Raw genomic sequence first — 16968 nt, 5'->3', positions numbered from 1 at the left:
CAGGTGCCTGTAAATTAAGAAGGCAACAGCGTCGGGCACGCCCGACGCTGGTCCTGTATGAATTCACAGGAGTGTACCGAAATCCTGCAAGTTTTGCACCTGCCCTGCGTTAACGGGTTTTGATCACCAGACGATTGCTCTGTTTGACCTCTTCCATTACCACATAGGTGCGGGTGTCGTTCACGCCTGGCAGGCGCAGCAAGGTTTCGCCCAGCAGTTTACGATAGGCTGACATATCCGGCACACGGGTTTTCAGCAGATAGTCAAAGTCACCGGAAACGAGGTGACACTCTTGAGTTTCCTCAAGTTTTTGCACAGCGGCGTTAAATTGCTCAAACACATCGGGCGCGCCACGATTCAGAGTAATCTCAACAAACACCAGCAGTGAAGCATCGAGATAATGCGGGTTGAGCTGTGCAGTGTAACCAAGAATGAAACCCTGTCGTTCCAGGCGGCGAACACGCTCAAGACACGGCGTCGGCGATAAACCAACACGTTTCGAAAGCTCAACATTGGAAATACGACCATCCTTTTGCAATTCGTTGAGGATGTTGCGGTCGATTCGGTCCAGATCTTTTCCGGGGCGCTTCTTATTGTCTACCATTATTATTATCTCTCTTAATTCCTTCCCTTAACCTGCCACACCCTGAAAACGTTCATTGTTCAGGGCCTTACTCGAAGTGAAGACCATAAGCCTGTGCAGTAATGCGACCATCCGTATGACGCATGTTGTCTGTCCACATCATGCGTCATTACCAATGTCAGGCTGAGTTTATTTGGCGAAACAAACCAAAACAGGCATGAAATTCTGTTTCGAATCGCTAAATCTTCTCTGCTTCTGATAATGTTTTCGCAAATGCGCAGGCGATTGTCAAAGTAAAACATCCAAATTCAGTACAAGATGCCATACAGAGTGCTGGGTTCCTGTTTTCTAATGAGATTTTTTATACAGCTGCACCACTAATTACCGAGCATTGCCCCCTTTTGGCGCAATCGGCGTGCAGAATCACCACTCATCGTCTACGCCGCTTGCAGCGATTGTTAACAAAATCGCTCAAGACTTTTTTTGCGCCGGTAATTTCCCTACAATCATTCGCTATGTTGTCAGACAAGAAACTGAGGAACACATGAGTACGGCCAAACACAGTAAGCTGCTCATTCTGGGCTCCGGCCCTGCCGGTTACACGGCGGCAGTCTATGCCGCACGCGCCAACCTGAATCCGGTCTTGATTACCGGTCTGGAAAAAGGTGGTCAGCTCACCACCACCACTGAAGTGGAAAACTGGCCGGGCGACCCGCACGATCTGACAGGTCCATCACTGATGGAACGTATGCATGAGCATGCGGAGAAGTTCAACACCGAGATCATTTTCGATCATATCCACACCGTTGATTTGCAGAACCGTCCGTTTCGCCTGACCGGTGACAGCGGCGAATACACCGCCGACGCACTGATCATCGCCACCGGTGCTTCTGCCCGTTACCTTGGCCTGCCTTCTGAAGAAGCGTTTAAAGGCAAAGGCGTATCGGCCTGCGCCACCTGTGACGGTTTCTTCTACCGCAACCAGAAAGTCGCGGTGATTGGCGGGGGTAACACCGCCGTGGAAGAAGCGCTGTACCTGGCGAATATCGCTGCTGAAGTTCACCTGATTCACCGCCGTGACAACTTCCGCGCCGAGAAGATCCTTATCGATCGTCTGATGGAAAAAGTGCGCAACGGCAATATCGTGTTGCATACCGATCGCACCCTGGATGAAGTGGTGGGTGATCAGATGGGTGTGACCGGTCTGAAATTGCTGTCAACCAAAGGCGAAGAGCCAGAGTCGCTGGAGGTTGCCGGTCTGTTCGTCGCCATCGGCCATAGCCCTAACACGGCAATCTTCGAAGGTCAGCTGGCGCTGGAAAATGGTTACATCAAAGTTCAGTCTGGCCTGCATGGCAACGCCACCCAGACCAGCGTCCCTGGCGTGTTTGCCGCCGGTGACGTGATGGACCATATCTATCGTCAGGCAATCACCTCTGCCGGTACCGGTTGTATGGCGGCGCTGGATGCTGAACGTTACCTGGATGGTCTGGTTAAAAACGATAAGTAAGTTGTTAATAACCTGATCATATTTACTGAAGGCGACCTGTTTTGGTCGCCTTTTTTATTACCTGCGTGCTACAGTTCATGCGCCTGACCTTGCAGAGGTTTTCCCCTCTCCACGGCTTCTCATCTGGATCATCGAACGGCTTCGCATGAACAAATCGCGGCAACAGGAACTTATCCGCTGGCTTCGCCAGCAACGTCATCACGGTGCACGCAGTCTGCGTCTGGTTTCTCTGCTGGGCTTTGCCAGCGCCGTGGTGATCATTGCCCAGGCATGGCTGCTCGCCACGCTGCTACAGGCGCTGATTATCACCCATCAACCCCGCGCTGAACTTATCAGCCAGTTTGCCCTGCTGCTGCTGTGCTTTGTACTGCGCGCCGGACTGAACTATGGCCGCGAAATGGCCGGACAGCGGGCGGGGATGGCGATTCGCCGGGCGCTGCGGCAGCAGGTGCTGGACCGGCTGAATGCCCTCGGACCGGCCTGGATTCAGGGTAAACCTGCCGGCAGCTGGGCGACGCTACTGCTGGAGCAGATTGAGGAGATGCAGGAATATTACGCCCGCTATCTGCCGCAAATGTCGCTGGCGGTTTTTATTCCCTGCGCCATTCTGGTGGCGATTTTCCCGATTAACTGGGCAGCCGGATTGATTTTGCTGGTCACCGCCCCGCTCATTCCGCTGTTTATGGCGATGGTCGGTATGGGCGCTGCCGATGCCAACCGACGTAATTTCCTCGCACTGGCCAGACTCAGCGGGGATTTTTACGATCGCCTGCGTGGCCGCGAAACGCTGCGCCTGTTTGATCGCGCCAGTGCCGAACAACAGGCCATCAGCCGTACCACCACCGATTTTCGTCAGCGCACCATGGAAGTGTTACGTCTGGCCTTTCTCTCGTCAGCGGTGCTGGAGTTTTTCGCTTCACTGGCGATTGCCGTGGTGGCGGTGTATTTCGGCTTCTCCTACCTTGGCGAGCTGAATTTTGGTCATTACCACAGCGGCGTCACGTTGTTTGCCGGTTTCCTTGCGTTAATCCTCGCCCCGGAGTTCTTCCAGCCGCTGCGTGATTTAGGCACCTTTTACCATGCCAAAGCCCAGGCCGTAGGCGGCGCAGATGCACTGGATCGTTTTCTGCAGGACAGCCCCGACGCCCCCACTTCAACGGGTGTCACTGCCACGTTTTCCGCCCCTCTTCAGTTAGAAGCCCGCGATCTGGTGGTGATGACCGCCCGCGACGAAGCGCTATCTCAGCCGCTGACCTTTAGCCTCGCAGCAGGAAAACGCGTGGCGCTGGTTGGACAAAGTGGCGCGGGCAAAACTGCCCTGATGAATGTGTTGCTCGGCTTCCTGCCTTATACGGGATCGCTGAAAATCAACGGTACAGAGTTGCGTGATATCGATCGTTCCAGCTGGCAGCAACAACTGGCCTGGGTGGGGCAAAACCCGCACTTACCTGCTACTACTTTGCGTGAAAACGTGTTGATGGGACGTAGCGTCGCCGAGGCAGAGCTGGAACGCGCACTGAATGATGCAGGCGTCGCGGAATTTCTGCCTCGACTGCCCCAGGGGCTGGATACGCCTCTCGGTGATAGCGCGACGGGCTTATCCGTCGGCCAGGCCCAGCGCGTGGCGGTGGCCCGTGCGCTGCTGAAACCGGCGCAACTGCTGTTGCTGGATGAGCCGGGGTCGGGACTGGATAGCCAGAGCGAACAACGGGTGATGGCGGCACTGAAACAGGCCGCGACACGACAAACCACCCTGATGATTACCCATCAGCTCAGCGACCTCGCCAGCTGGGATGAAATCTGGGTGATGCAAAACGGTCAGTTGGTGCAGCAAGGTCACTGGCAACAGCTGCATCAGCAGGAAGGTCCATTACGCGAGATGGTGCAGCATCGTCAGAAGGAGATTGCCTGATGCATAGCCTGATGCCTTTTTTACGTTTGTGGCGACGTCATCCATGGCGTCTTGGCCTGGGAATGGTGCTGGCGATTGCCACTCTGCTGGCGAGCATTGGTTTGCTGACCCTGTCCGGCTGGTTCCTGGCTGCCTCTTCGGTGGCGGGCGTTGCCGGTCTGTACAGCTTCAACTACATGTTACCCGCCGCCGGAGTACGAGGCGCAGCGATCATTCGCACCGCAGCGCGTTATTTCGAACGTCTGGTCAGCCACGATGCCACCTTCCGCGTGCTGCAACATTTACGCGTCTTCACCTTCAGCAAATTAATCGCGCTGGCCCCACAACAGCTGGCGCAATTTCGCCAGGGAGACCTGCTCAACCGTTTTGTTGGCGATGTCGATACGCTCGATCACCTTTATTTGCGCGTGATCTCACCGCTGGTGGGGGCTGCTATGGTGATCGTTGCTGTGACCCTCGGCTTAGCCTGGCTGGATGTACCGCTGGCGCTATTGCTCGGCGGCATCATGCTGGCAACGTTGTTAGTGATGCCGCCGCTATTCTGGCGTTTTGGCGCCAGCGCGGGCCAGCAGATCGCGCAGCATCAGGCTAACTGGCGTTTACAACTGACGAACTGGCTCACCGGACTGGCTGAACTGCAAATCTACGGCGCGGCCCCGCGCTGGCGGGCACAGCTTGATAGTGAGGAGATCGACTGGCAACAGGCCCAGCGCAAGCAACATCGTTTGCAGGCTGTGGCGCAAAGTCTGTTGTTACTGATTACCGGTGTCACCGTGACGTTGCTGCTGTGGATTGCGGCTGCCGGTGTCGGCGGGGACAGCGCCCCTGGGGCATTTATCGCCCTGTTCGTCTTTTGTGGCCTGGCGGCGTTTGAAGCGCTGGCTCCGGTTGCCGGGGCATTTTTACCGCTCACGCAGGTCACCAGCGCGGCACAACGGGTGCAGGAAATTATCGATCAACCACCCGCTATCCGTTTTCCAGCGGCCAGGGTCAACACGCCAGCGGGCATTAGCCTGACGCTGGAAAATATTCAGTTCAGCTACCCGCAGCGTCCGGAAGCCGTGCTGCATAACTTTTCCCTGAACCTTCAGACGGGTGAACACCTGGCGTTGCTTGGGCCAACCGGCTGCGGCAAATCCAGCCTGCTGGCATTGATCACCCGCGGCTGGGAGGCGCAGCAAGGTAGCATCGCGCTGAACGGGATCCCGCTGGCGAACTGGGACGAAACCTCGCTGCGCCAGCGCATCAGCGTCGTCACGCAGCGGGTACATCTGTTCAGTCAGACGTTACGAGATAACCTGCTGCTGGCCTGCCCCACCGCCAGTGATCAAGCACTTACCGCAGCCCTGCATCGGGTGGGGTTAAGTCATCTGGCTGAACACAACGAAGGGTTGAATGCCTGGATGGGTGAAGGTGGTCGTCCCCTTTCCGGTGGCGAGATGCGCCGTCTGGCGATTGCACGGGCCTTGCTGCACGGTGGAGACCTCTGGCTGCTTGATGAGCCAACCGAAGGGTTGGATGCCACCACCGAGCAGCAAATTCTGACGCTGTTGCAACATGTCACTCAGGGGAAAACGCTGATTATGGTGACGCATCGCCTGAGTGGGCTGGCGCAAATGGACCGCATTTGTGTGATGGATCAGGGACAGATTATTGAATCTGGCTCTCATGACGAATTAATCTCAAAAGAAGGACGTTACTGGCGTTTCCACCAACGCTTTGCGCTATAGTCTTAGCGAACTGCCGTAAGGGTAATTAACGCAATGAGACTGGTACAACTGTCACGCGATTCGCTGCATTTTCCGCCCCCGGAAATGGCGCTACGTGAGCCGAACGGCTTGCTGGCGATGGGCGGAGATCTTTCCCCTGCCCGTTTGATGAATGCGTACCAGCGTGGCATTTTTCCCTGGTTCTCACCGGGCGATCCGATTCTCTGGTGGTCGCCCGATCCCCGCGCCGTTATGTTGCCGGAATCTTTCCATCTCAGCCGTAGCATGGCGCGTTTTCACCGTAGCTCCCCCTATCGCGTCACCATGAATCAGGCGTTCGCTCAGGTACTGGAAGGATGCGCCAGCCATCGTCAGGAAGGCACCTGGATCACTTTCGAGGTGAAGCGTGCCTGGCTGCGCTTGTATGAACTGGGCCATGCTCATTCGGTTGAGGTATGGCAAGATCAGCGGCTGGTCGGGGGATTATATGGCCTGGCACTGGGCCAGATTTTTTGTGGTGAATCGATGTTCAGCCGTGAAGAAAATGCCTCTAAAACCGCGCTGTGGGTCTTCAGTCAGCACTTTCTCGGCCACAACGGACGTTTGATTGATTGCCAGGTACTCAATCCCCATACGGCCTCTTTAGGCGCAGTCGAAATTCCGCGTGTCGATTATTTGCAATATGTACAAACACTGGCGTGGCAACCGGTTTTACCCGGTTGCTGGCAAACACAAACCCTTTTTTGACGGCCCGCGCAGATGTTTTGCACACAATACGCGGCAAAAGTGATATAATAAGCGAGTTTGGTATGTCGTCCGCGCTTCGCTGTGGCGAGCCGGAATTGCCAGGCTGGGAAAGTGACTGTTTTCCCGAAGCTGTTTCAGTTGTGCGCCCGATGCCGATTGCTACAGATTCTTAGCCCGCTAATCCCCCGCAGACGTCAAAAACACCCGAATTTAATCCGTAATGCACGCGCATTGGCGCGACGCACGGCGAAGTGTTGGCAAAATCACCAACGTTTCTTTACATAAATCATGGAATTCGGCATTATCTTGCCGGTTCAACAGTTTGGTAGTTCACCCAGAGGATTCGATGGCCAAAGAAGACAATATTGAAATGCAAGGTACCGTACTGGATACGTTACCTAACACCATGTTCCGCGTAGAACTTGAAAACGGGCACGTGGTTACCGCTCATATCTCCGGTAAAATGCGCAAAAACTACATCCGCATCCTGACGGGCGACAAAGTGACTGTCGAGTTGACCCCGTACGACCTGAGCAAAGGCCGCATTGTCTTCCGTAGTCGCTAAGACGCTACTCATCTCACGCGTTTTCTGAACGCGATAAAAGGCCGGATTCGCATCCGGCCTTTTTCATTTGGTAACGATAAAAAAACCCCGGTGCAATGCACCAGGGTTTCTAAGACTATGCAAAGGGTTTAACCACAACCTGATTAATGCACAGTCCCTTCGGTTTTACGTTTTTCCGCACTGAGGAAATGGTAGGTCAGCTGGTTTTTCTCTTTATCCAGCGCGACGGACACTGAGCCCCCATCCACCAGCGAACCAAACAGCAGTTCGTTGGCGAGCGGTTTTTTCAGGTTTTCCTGCACGGTACGCGCCATCGGACGCGCGCCCATCGCTTTGTCATACCCTTTCTCAGCCAGCCAGTCACGCGCATCATCGCTAACTTCCAGCGACACGCCTTTCGCATCCAGCTGTGCCTGCAACTCGACAATAAATTTATCCACCACCTGATGAATCACCTCAGCAGACAGGTGACGGAACCAGATAATGTTGTCGAGACGGTTACGGAACTCCGGCGTAAAGATTTTTTTGATCTCTTCCATCGCGTCGGTGCTGTTGTCCTGTTGAATCAGGCCAATCGACTTACGTTCAGTCTCACGCACACCGGCGTTAGTGGTCATCACCAGCACCACGTTTCGGAAATCCGCTTTACGGCCGTTGTTATCCGTCAGCATGCCGTTGTCCATCACCTGCAGCAGCAGGTTGAACACATCCGGGTGCGCTTTCTCGATTTCATCAAGCAATACCACGGCGTGCGGATGTTTGATCACCGCATCGGTGAGCAAGCCACCCTGGTCAAAGCCCACATACCCCGGAGGCGCACCGATCAGACGGCTCACCGTATGACGTTCCATATATTCAGACATATCAAAACGCAGCAACTCAATGCCCAGCGCTTTCGCCAGCTGCACCGTCACTTCGGTTTTACCGACACCGGTTGGACCAGCAAACAGGAAAGAACCGACCGGTTTACGATCCTGGCCGAGGCCTGCACGGCTCATCTTGATGGCTTCAGTCAGAGCTTCAATCGCATTGTCCTGACCAAACACCAGCATTTTCAGACGATCGCCGAGGTTTTTCAGCGTATCGCGATCGGTCGCCGAAACGCTTTGTTCCGGAATACGAGCGATACGTGCCACCACCGTTTCGATGTCAGACACATTGACGGTTTTTTTACGCTTGCTGGCTGGAACCAGACGCGCACGCGCACCGGCTTCATCAATCACATCAATCGCCTTATCGGGCAGATGACGATCGTTGATGTATTTCACCGCCAGCTCCACCGCCGCACGTACCGCTTTGGCGGTGTAACGGACATCATGGTGCGCTTCGTATTTCGGTTTCAGACCATTGAGGATCTGCACCGTTTCTTCCACCGACGGTTCAGTAATGTCGATTTTCTGGAAACGACGCGCCAGCGCCCGGTCTTTCTCGAAGATATTGCTAAATTCCTGATAGGTTGTGGAACCCATCACGCGGATTTTACCGCTGGAAAGCAATGGTTTAATCAGGTTTGCCGCATCCACCTGGCCACCCGACGCCGCACCCGCACCGATAATGGTGTGGATTTCGTCGATGAACAGAATGCTGCTGTTATCCTGCTCCAGCTGTTTCAGCAGCGCTTTGAAACGTTTTTCAAAGTCACCACGGTACTTGGTGCCTGCCAGCAGCGAACCGATATCCAGCGAGTAGATGGTGCAATCCTTCATCACTTCCGGCACATCACCCTGCACAATACGCCAGGCGAGGCCTTCTGCGATGGCGGTCTTACCGACGCCCGATTCACCCACCAGCAGCGGGTTATTCTTACGGCGACGGCACAAGACCTGAATGGCACGCTCCAGCTCTTTCTCGCGACCGATCAACGGGTCGATCCCGCCGACGCGAGCAAGCTGATTAAGATTGGTGGTGAAGTTTTCCATACGTTCCTCCCCGCCTGCCTGCTCTTCGTTAACCGGATTTTCCGTATTCTGTGCCTGACCAGGCTCGTCTTTACGCGTACCGTGGGAGATAAAGTTCACCACATCGAGGCGGCTCACTTCATGTTTGCGCAACAGGTAAGCCGCTTGCGACTCCTGCTCGCTGAAGATGGCGACCAGCACGTTCGCGCCAGAAACTTCACTGCGCCCGGATGACTGGACATGGAAAACCGCACGTTGTAACACACGCTGGAAGCTGAGCGTCGGTTGGGTATCACGCTCCTCTTCACTGGTGGGCAACACCGGTGTGGTTTGTTCGATGAAGGCTTCGAGTTCCTGCCGCAGAGCCACTATATCCACCGTACAGGCTTCCAGTGCCTCTCTGGCCGACGGGTTGCTGAGCAGAGCCAGCAACAGATGCTCGACGGTCATAAACTCATGACGGTGCTCACGCGCTCTGGCGAAAGCCATGTTTAAACTGAGTTCCAGTTCTTGATTGAGCATTAGGCACCTCCCCCAATTATCGCTCTGACGACCTTTCTCCTATATGGAGACGGTTTCAGGCTTTTTCCAGCGTACACAGCAACGGATGTTCATTATCTCGTGCGTAATTGTTCACCTGGGCAACTTTGGTTTCCGCCACTTCTGCAGTAAATACACCACAGATTGCCTTTCCCTGGTAGTGAACTTTCAACATCAGTTGCGTTGCACGTTCAACATCATAAGAAAAGAACTTTTGCAGAACGTCAATAACAAATTCCATAGGTGTATAATCGTCATTATTCAGAATGACTTTATACATCGAAGGCGGCTTTAACCCTTCGCGTACTTTGTCTTCGGCCAGATGTTCAAAATTAAGCCAGTCGTTTGTGTTTGCCATAATGTTCCGTCGAAATTCTGCGTTACGGTTGCGCGCAATTCTGCGCCCACACCTAAAGTTTAACATGCCTGTCAAGCCACTTTTCCCTCATGAAAAATTGGACCTGAAAGCGCATGCGCGACCTGTATCACAAAATTTGCAATAGCGTTAACTGCCTCAAATTTTGATGAATTTCCCCCTGCGCGCTCGGGTCGTTTGCTTGACGATAAGGACCGTTTCTCTACATTCTACTTACACAAGCTGATTGAGTTTTAAACAAGCTCGACTCACAGCTTCAATGACCTCACCTACTTATCAAAATGTCTTGCGAGGGAAGTAAAAGCATGGAGACGGGTACTGTTAAATGGTTCAACAACGCCAAAGGCTTCGGTTTTATCTGTCCGATTGGCGGCGGCGACGATATCTTCGCACACTACTCCACGATTCAGATGGAGGGATACAGAACGCTGAAAGCCGGCCAGCAGGTTCAGTTCGATGTCCATGAAGGGCCAAAAGGCAACCATGCCAGTTTGATCGTGCCGGTGGAAACATCGGTCCAGGCATAGCCCTGCGCCTCTTCATCCATTCTGACCACTCCCGAAAAAAAAATGCCAGCCAGTGATGCTGGCATTTTTCTTTTGAGAATTTTACGTCCTTTGGCGGCAAGATTTTTCTATAAAATCAATCGGCCTTACCACGCCCCAGCCACATCACCCGCGAGAACAACGTATCCAGCAGCGGCGGAACCGCCTCTGGCCCGCGTTCAGCAGCGGCCAGGGCTATGGCAATCGCCAGTTCCGGCTTCGAACTGTGATGAATGGCTTTGGTTATAATACGCCTGGCATTCATCGGTACGTTTAACGGCAGGTGCGCCATCTGATGATAGACATCACTAAATCCCTGCTTATAGAAGAAATTCTCAATATCCAGCGCGGGTAATTGTGTCAGATGATCGTTTTCATGTTCGTGCGGCTGTAACTGGCTACGCGCGGTGGCGGCATACTTCTTACCAGCATCGTCGCCGTCAGTCAGCACATGCCAGGCGATGCCCATACGCCGGGCGAATTTCAGCAGCGGTTTCAGTCCCGACTGGGCAAACTCAATCACTTTGACGCCTTCCGCCGCAAAGTGATGACCACGCTGACGCGCCAGTTCGTTAATGATCCACACTTCGGTTTCCCCTTCCACCAGTAACCAGCAGCGCGCAAACAGAGCCGACGGACGATTGACGCGAATGTGGAAACCAATGCGGCGGCTCTCCTCGGCGCTTAATCCTTCCGGACCAATGCGCCAGGCGGCGACCCGGCTCGGCTCACGCACCAGACGACACACATGCTCCACCGGCACCTGCGACAGCAGCTCACCCGAGTTGGTGGTGGCAATTTTTTGTACCGGCATCAGATCCAGCAAATTCCACGCCACCGCCAGCATGATGGGATGCAGACGGGTTTCCGGGTCTTCCACCAGCAACAGCGGCCGCGCACCCGGCGGCAAAGGGGCGTTACCGTGCGCCTGAATCAGCAGAGAAAACATACGCAGCAAAATCACCTGACGGCTACGTGATTCGGTACCGGCGATAAGATGATTGAGCTGATCCAGCGATCGCCAGCCCTCGCCGCCGTCCCGGACTTCCGGTGCCACCCGCGCCACACTACCCCCCGGTTGCTGCACCAGAAAATAGTGTTCCAGCAATTGCTGCATGGTGTGCAGCCCCTGGCGTAGCAATTCATCACTGAGCATTTGTGGCCGCGCGACCAAATCGCGCGTCAGTTTGTCCACTTCCAGCGCCAGTTCACTCATGGTGCTGGCACGCCGCGCCGGATCGTTTTCTGTCTGACGCGCCCGCCGGCTAAAACGGGCATCACGCACGCGCAACACCGGGTACCAGGTGCGCAAATGGGCCAGCGCCTGTGCCGTCCCTTCCAGCGGCAGCACGTCACCCCGGGCATCGATAAAGCGGTGGGTGGTTTTTACCCCCTGCTCCCTGCGCTTGCCGCGTGCGCTGAAGCTGACGTAACGCCCGGCGTTATCCCGCTGCCAGAAAGGCTCCAGTAAGGGTTCGTCTTCATGATTTTCGGCACGAAAGCGGAACACCAGCTGAAGCTGATGCATACGCGCGTCAAGATCACCGGGGGGAAAGTGGAAATCATGTTCGGTGAATAAATAGGATTCGGTCGCGGGTGCCAGCAGTAACGTGAGCGCATCGAGCAGGCTCGATTTACCCCAGGCATTTTCCCCGATCAGCAGATTGGTGTTGGTCAGCGGTAGCGAGAGCTGATTAATCCCACGAAAACCGTGAATATCGATATGTTCCAGAATCATCGCAGCGTTCTTCCTCTTCTTTGCCTGAGCATGGTCGCCCGCGTTAGGTTGGTCAAGTTATCTGGCGGGGAAAAGGTTTACACTTCAGATGTTTTTGGTTAGCGTGACGCCTCTTTTTTCAGGGACGAACTGCCTCATGATGTATACCGGACTGATCATTATCCTGCTGCCGCTGATTATCGGCTGGTTGCTGCCGTTCCATAGCCCGCGTTTGCTGAAGTCGGTCAACCGTCTGCTCGGTAATATCGTTTACCTGATTCTGTTTTTTATGGGGATCAGCCTGGCGTTTCTCGACAACCTCGGCAGCAATCTGCTGACCATCTTCCACACCGCGTTGATCAGCATGTTGTGTATTCTCGCCTGCTCGCTGGGTGCGCTGTGGCTGCTGGAAAAGCGCTCGCCGTGGCAACACAACCATCGCCCACAAACGCTGCCTTCCCGCTGGCAGATGGCGCTGGAATCGGTGAAGCTGTGCGCGACCGTCGCGGCCGGTTTTCTGCTGGGCCTGACCCATGCCTCGCCATTGCGACACGCCTCTACCGCCAGCGAGTACGCGCTGATCCTGATGCTATTTCTGGTGGGCATTCAGTTACGTGGCAGCGGCATGACACTGCGCCAGGTGATGCTGAATCGCCGGGGCATGCTGGTGGCGGCGGTCTCACTGATGAGCGCGCTGGCAGGCGGCGCACTGGCTGCCACGCTGCTCGGTCTGCCGCTGAAAACCGGGCTGGCACTGGCGAGCGGTTTCGGCTGGTACTCTCTCTCCGGCATCCTGATGACGGAAGCCTTCGGCCCGGTGATGGGCAGCGCAGCTTTCTTCAATGATCTGCTGCGTGAATTATTTGCCATCATGCTGATCCCGCTGCTGGTCACCCGCCATCGCTGTACCGCATTGGGGCTGAGCGGCGCCACCTCGATGGATTTTACTCTGCCGATTCTGCAACGCGCAGGCGGGATGGAAATTGTCCCGGCCGCGATTGTGCATGGCTTTATCATGAGCCTGCTGGCACCGATTCTGATCGCCCTGTTCTCAGCCTGATCCCTCCCCCAGTGGCGTAGCGCATTTTTTCACGGCTACGCCCGAATTCCTTCGTCTACCCTTTCTCACTGACGTTAAATTCCCGGAAAGGAGTGTTCGATGAAGCAAACTGTTGCGGCGCTGCTGGCAAAAACGCTGGAAAACGCAGGTGTGAAGCGCATCTGGGGCGTGACCGGTGATTCACTGAATGGGTTAAACGACAGCCTCAATCGTATGGGCACCATTAAATGGATGCCGACGCGCCACGAGGAGGTCGCCGCCTTTGCCGCCGGTGCCGAAGCGCAAATTACCGGCGAGCTGGCGGTTTGTGCCGGTTCCTGTGGGCCGGGCAACCTGCACCTGATCAACGGCCTGTTTGATTGCCATCGTAACCACGTACCGGTGCTGGCGATTGCCGCCCATATCCCTTCCAGCGAAATCGGCAGCGGCTACTTCCAGGAAACCCATCCGCAAGAGTTGTTCCGCGAATGCAGCCATTATTGCGAACTGGTGTCGAACCCAGAGCAATTGCCGCAGGTGCTGGGCATCGCGATGCGCAAAGCGATCCTGAATCGTGGCGTGTCGGTGGTGGTGTTGCCGGGCGATGTGGCACTCAAACCGGCTCCGGAAGGGGCACGCGCCGAATGGTATCCGCCGCAGTTGCCGCAGGTGCTGCCCTCCGCCAGTGAAATCAGCCGTCTGGCCGCCACGCTGAACGAGGCGAAAAACATTACCCTGCTGTGCGGTAGCGGTTGTGCGGGTGCACATGCTGAAGTGGTAAAACTGGCCGAGACGCTGAAAGCACCGGTGGTGCATGCGATGCGCGGCAAAGAACATATCGAGTATGACAATCCCTACGATGTCGGCATGACCGGCCTGATTGGTTTCTCGTCCGGTTTTCACGCCATGATGAATGCCAGCACCCTGGTGTTGCTCGGGACACAATTCCCCTATCGACCGTTCTATCCGGCGGAAGCCAACATCATTCAGATTGATATCAATCCTGCCAGCCTCGGCGCGCACAGCCACGTCGATATGGCGCTGGTGGGCGATATCAAAGCGACATTGCAGGCGCTGCTGCCACAGCTCAGCAGCAAGAGCGATCGCCAGCATCTTGATAGCGCGCTGGAGCATTATGCAGAGGCGCGCAAAGGGCTGGACGAGCTGGCCAGCGCCAATGATAAACAGGCGATTCATCCGCAATACCTGGCGCAGCAGATCAGCCATTTCGCTGCTGACGATGCCATCTTTACCTGCGATGTCGGCACCCCGACCGTATGGGCAGCGCGTTATCTGAAGATGAACGGTAAGCGGCGGCTGCTCGGTTCGTTCAATCACGGTTCGATGGCCAATGCCATGCCGCAGGCGCTGGGGGCGCAGGCGATCGATGGTAATCGTCAGGTGGTAGCGCTGTGTGGCGATGGCGGTTTCAGTATGCTGATGGGCGATTTTATCTCGGTGGCGCAACTGAAGCTGCCGGTGAAGCTGGTGATTTTCAATAACAGCGTGCTGGGTTTTGTGGCGATGGAGATGAAAGCCGGGGGTTATTTGACCGATGGCACCGAACTGGAGAACCCGGATTTCGCCGCCATCGCCACCGCCTGCGGCATCAAAGGCATTCGGGTGGAAAAGGCTTCGCAGCTGGATAGTGCGCTGGAGCAGGCGTTCGCCCACGACGGCCCGGTGCTGCTGGATGTGATCACCGCCAAAGAAGAACTGGCCATCCCGCCACAAATAAAACTGGAACAAGCCAAAGGCTTCAGCCTGTATATGCTGCGGGCGATTCTGAATGGCCGCGGCGATGAGATCGTGGAGCTGGCGAAAACCAACTGGCTGAGGTAAAACGGGACAGGCAAAAAAATGCGATGCGGGCGCTCAGCCCGCTTTTTCTTTCAGGAGAGCGACGTGATCGATTTACGCAGTGATACCGTAACCCGCCCAAGTTCCGCCATGCTCGACGCCATGATGGCTGCCGAAACTGGTGATGATGTCTACCGAGACGATCCCACCGTCAATGCGCTGGAAGCCGAAGCCGCCTGTATGAGCGGCAAAGAAGCGGCGTTGTTCTTCCCCACCGGCACCCAGGCCAATCTGGTGGCGCTGCTCAGCCATTGTCAGCGTGGCGATGAATATATCGTTGGGCAGCAGGCGCATAACTACAAATATGAAGCCGGTGGAGCCGCCGTGCTGGGCAGCATTCAGCCGCAGCCGATCCTTGCCGCAGAAGACGGCACCCTGCCGCTGGCCGATGTGGCTGCCGCGATTAAACCAGACGATATCCACTTTGCGCGTACCCGTCTGCTCAGCCTGGAAAACACCCATCACGGTAAAGTGCTGCCAATCAGCTATCTGGAACAGGCGTATCAATTCACGCGTCAGCACCAGCTGGCGTTGCATATCGATGGCGCGCGTATTTTTAACGCCGTGGTGGCACAAAATACCACGCTGGAAGGCATTGCCCGCTACTGCGATACCCTGACCATCTGTCTGTCCAAAGGGCTGGGTACGCCAGTGGGATCGCTGCTGTGCGGCCCGGCAGCCTACATCGAACAAGCGCGCCGCTGGCGTAAAATGGTGGGTGGTGGAATGCGCCAGGCGGGCATTCTGGCCGCAGCGGGCTTATATGCCCTGCAACATAACGTGATGCGTTTGCAGCAGGATCACGACAACGCCGCCTGGCTTGGTGAACAGCTGAAGAGTCTCGGTGTGGCAGTGGTGAGCCAGCAGACCAACATGTTGTTTGTTAAGGTGCCCGCGCAGCAGGTTGACGGGTTGAAAGCGTGGCTGAGCGCACGTGATGTGTTGATTAGCGTCGGTCCGGTAACGCGCATCGTGACCCATCTGGATGTCAGCCGTGAGGACCTCACCCAACTGGTCGCACACTGGCAGGCATTCCTGCAACAGGCATGACGGACGGCGCTATTGCGCCGCGCCGTATTTCGCCAGCAGGGCGCGGGCAATCGCCAGCGTCTCCGCATCCGCCAGGCCACGGTAATCCCGTGGCCTGAAATGCATCTGAAACGCCGCAATGACCTTACGCTGCATCGCCGGGGTACTCGCCGCTGCAACGTCATAACCATAGCGTTGCAGAGCATCCAGCAATTCATTCTGATCAACCGGTGCATCTGCCGCCTCGTTACCCAGATAACGCTGTACCGTTGTGTCATCAGGCCAGGCGCCTAACCCCGCCAGCGCCAGCTGCCGCCAGGGAAACAACGGCCCCGGATCCTGTTTGCGTTGCGGCGCGATATCGCTATGCCCCACCACATTTTCCGGCGGGATGTCGTAACGCGCACTGATGTCTTTGACCAGTGCCTCCAGCGCCGTGATTTGCATCGGGGTAAACGCCTGCCAGCGCAGTCCCGTTAATGTGCGCTGATAACCGCTGTTCACCAGCTCAATGCCGATTGAGGTGTCATTGATACGCGTGGCTCCACGCCAGAAGCTCGGCCCGGCATGCCACGCCAGCTGGCTTTCCGGCACCAGTTGCCAGACGACACCCTGCCCCTGCTGCTGCGGCGGCTGTGTCGGAATCAGGTAATGGGCGCTGACCTCACGATCGGTGAGCGTCGCCAGCGAAGAAGGAAAATCCTCTGCCGTGTAATGGATCACGATGACTTTGATTCGTGGCCTGGCACCCTGCGCCGGATGCGCGGTATCGACCCAATAACCGTGGCGCGCTTCAAGGGTTGACTGGCAGCCGCTCAGCAGCAACAGCCCCAATAGCAGCCCGCCACACAACAAACGAAACGCCATTGCTCTCTCCTTTAGCTCGTACGGCGTAAATGCAAGGCTATACTTTATGCTAAAAATGGTCCTTTGCCAGT

14 protein-coding genes are annotated in these 16968 nt (G+C 55.8%); 9 read left to right on the top strand and 5 right to left on the bottom strand.

The features are described 5' to 3' along the window. Nucleotides 1-109 precede the first annotated feature (109 nt). Nucleotides 110-604, bottom strand: a complete 495-nt coding sequence (lrp, locus tag HA50_RS06660; protein ID WP_006118610.1) for a leucine-responsive transcriptional regulator Lrp — start codon at nucleotides 602-604, stop codon at nucleotides 110-112. 523 nt (nucleotides 605-1127) lie between these two features. On the opposite strand from lrp, the gene trxB reads away from it, so the two are divergent. The 5 genes from trxB to infA all read left to right on the top strand — a co-directional run bounded on the left by trxB (nucleotide 1128) and on the right by infA (nucleotide 7026). Then, on the top strand, nucleotides 1128-2093 hold the full coding sequence (trxB, locus tag HA50_RS06655; protein ID WP_084873692.1) for a thioredoxin-disulfide reductase: 966 nt from the start codon (nucleotides 1128-1130) through the stop codon (nucleotides 2091-2093). Between the two features lie 145 nt (nucleotides 2094-2238). Beyond that, nucleotides 2239-4005 (top strand): heme ABC transporter permease/ATP-binding protein CydD, encoded by a 1767-nt coding sequence (gene cydD / locus HA50_RS06650; protein WP_084873691.1) that lies wholly within the window; start codon nucleotides 2239-2241, stop codon nucleotides 4003-4005. Next, nucleotides 4005-5735, top strand: coding sequence for a heme ABC transporter ATP-binding protein/permease CydC (gene cydC, locus HA50_RS06645; protein WP_084873690.1), 1731 nt, complete (start codon nucleotides 4005-4007; stop codon nucleotides 5733-5735). Before cydD ends, cydC begins: the two co-directional genes overlap by 1 nt. A 33-nt stretch (nucleotides 5736-5768) precedes the next feature. Next, nucleotides 5769-6461: a leucyl/phenylalanyl-tRNA--protein transferase gene (aat, locus tag HA50_RS06640; protein WP_084873689.1), complete on the top strand. Its 693-nt coding sequence runs from the start codon at nucleotides 5769-5771 to the stop codon at nucleotides 6459-6461. A 346-nt stretch (nucleotides 6462-6807) separates the two neighbouring features. Continuing rightward, nucleotides 6808-7026 carry a translation initiation factor IF-1 gene (infA, locus tag HA50_RS06635; protein WP_002211347.1) on the top strand — a complete coding sequence of 73 codons (219 nt, stop codon included), beginning with the start codon at nucleotides 6808-6810 and terminating at the stop codon, nucleotides 7024-7026. 143 nt (nucleotides 7027-7169) lie between these two features. Here infA and clpA read toward each other — a convergent pair whose 3' ends face one another. Both clpA and clpS read right to left on the bottom strand, forming a co-directional pair. Then, on the bottom strand, nucleotides 7170-9446 hold the full coding sequence (clpA, locus tag HA50_RS06630; protein ID WP_084873688.1) for an ATP-dependent Clp protease ATP-binding subunit ClpA: 2277 nt from the start codon (nucleotides 9444-9446) through the stop codon (nucleotides 7170-7172). 55 nt (nucleotides 9447-9501) lie between these two features. After that, nucleotides 9502-9822 (bottom strand): ATP-dependent Clp protease adapter ClpS, encoded by a 321-nt coding sequence (gene clpS, locus HA50_RS06625; protein ID WP_021182586.1) that lies wholly within the window; start codon nucleotides 9820-9822, stop codon nucleotides 9502-9504. A gap of 323 nt (nucleotides 9823-10145) precedes the next feature. Between clpS and cspD the strand changes: the two genes are divergently transcribed. Further along, a complete protein-coding gene (gene cspD / locus HA50_RS06620) occupies nucleotides 10146-10367 on the top strand; it encodes a cold shock-like protein CspD (RefSeq protein ID WP_084873687.1) in 222 nt (73 codons plus the stop codon). Between the two features lie 115 nt (nucleotides 10368-10482). Here the strand turns inward: cspD and HA50_RS06615 are convergent, their stop codons facing one another. After that, entirely contained in the window at nucleotides 10483-12123 is a 1641-nt protein-coding gene (locus tag HA50_RS06615) for an ATP-dependent nuclease (protein ID WP_084873686.1), read from the bottom strand. A 139-nt stretch (nucleotides 12124-12262) separates the two neighbouring features. On the opposite strand from HA50_RS06615, the gene HA50_RS06610 reads away from it, so the two are divergent. The 3 genes from HA50_RS06610 (at nucleotide 12263) to ltaE (ending at nucleotide 16051) form a co-directional block, all read left to right on the top strand. After that, the gene (locus HA50_RS06610; RefSeq protein WP_084878381.1) at nucleotides 12263-13162 is read left to right on the top strand and encodes a LysO family transporter; all 900 of its coding nucleotides are present in this window, start codon (nucleotides 12263-12265) and stop codon (nucleotides 13160-13162) included. 99 nt (nucleotides 13163-13261) lie between these two features. Next, nucleotides 13262-14983, top strand: coding sequence for a ubiquinone-dependent pyruvate dehydrogenase (poxB, locus tag HA50_RS06605; RefSeq protein ID WP_084873685.1), 1722 nt, complete (start codon nucleotides 13262-13264; stop codon nucleotides 14981-14983). Nucleotides 14984-15046: 63 nt separating this feature from the next. Further along, entirely contained in the window at nucleotides 15047-16051 is a 1005-nt protein-coding gene (gene ltaE, locus HA50_RS06600) for a low-specificity L-threonine aldolase (protein WP_084873684.1), read from the top strand. A gap of 9 nt (nucleotides 16052-16060) precedes the next feature. Here ltaE and HA50_RS06595 read toward each other — a convergent pair whose 3' ends face one another. Further along, nucleotides 16061-16897, bottom strand: coding sequence for an N-acetylmuramoyl-L-alanine amidase (locus HA50_RS06595; protein ID WP_084873683.1), 837 nt, complete (start codon nucleotides 16895-16897; stop codon nucleotides 16061-16063). Nucleotides 16898-16968 lie beyond the last annotated feature (71 nt).

The organism is Pantoea cypripedii (assembly GCF_002095535.1).
Lineage (GTDB): Bacteria > Pseudomonadota > Gammaproteobacteria > Enterobacterales > Enterobacteriaceae > Pantoea > Pantoea cypripedii.
The sequence above is the reverse complement of the archived record's forward strand: the minus strand, read 5'-3'. Positions and strand labels throughout refer to the sequence as shown.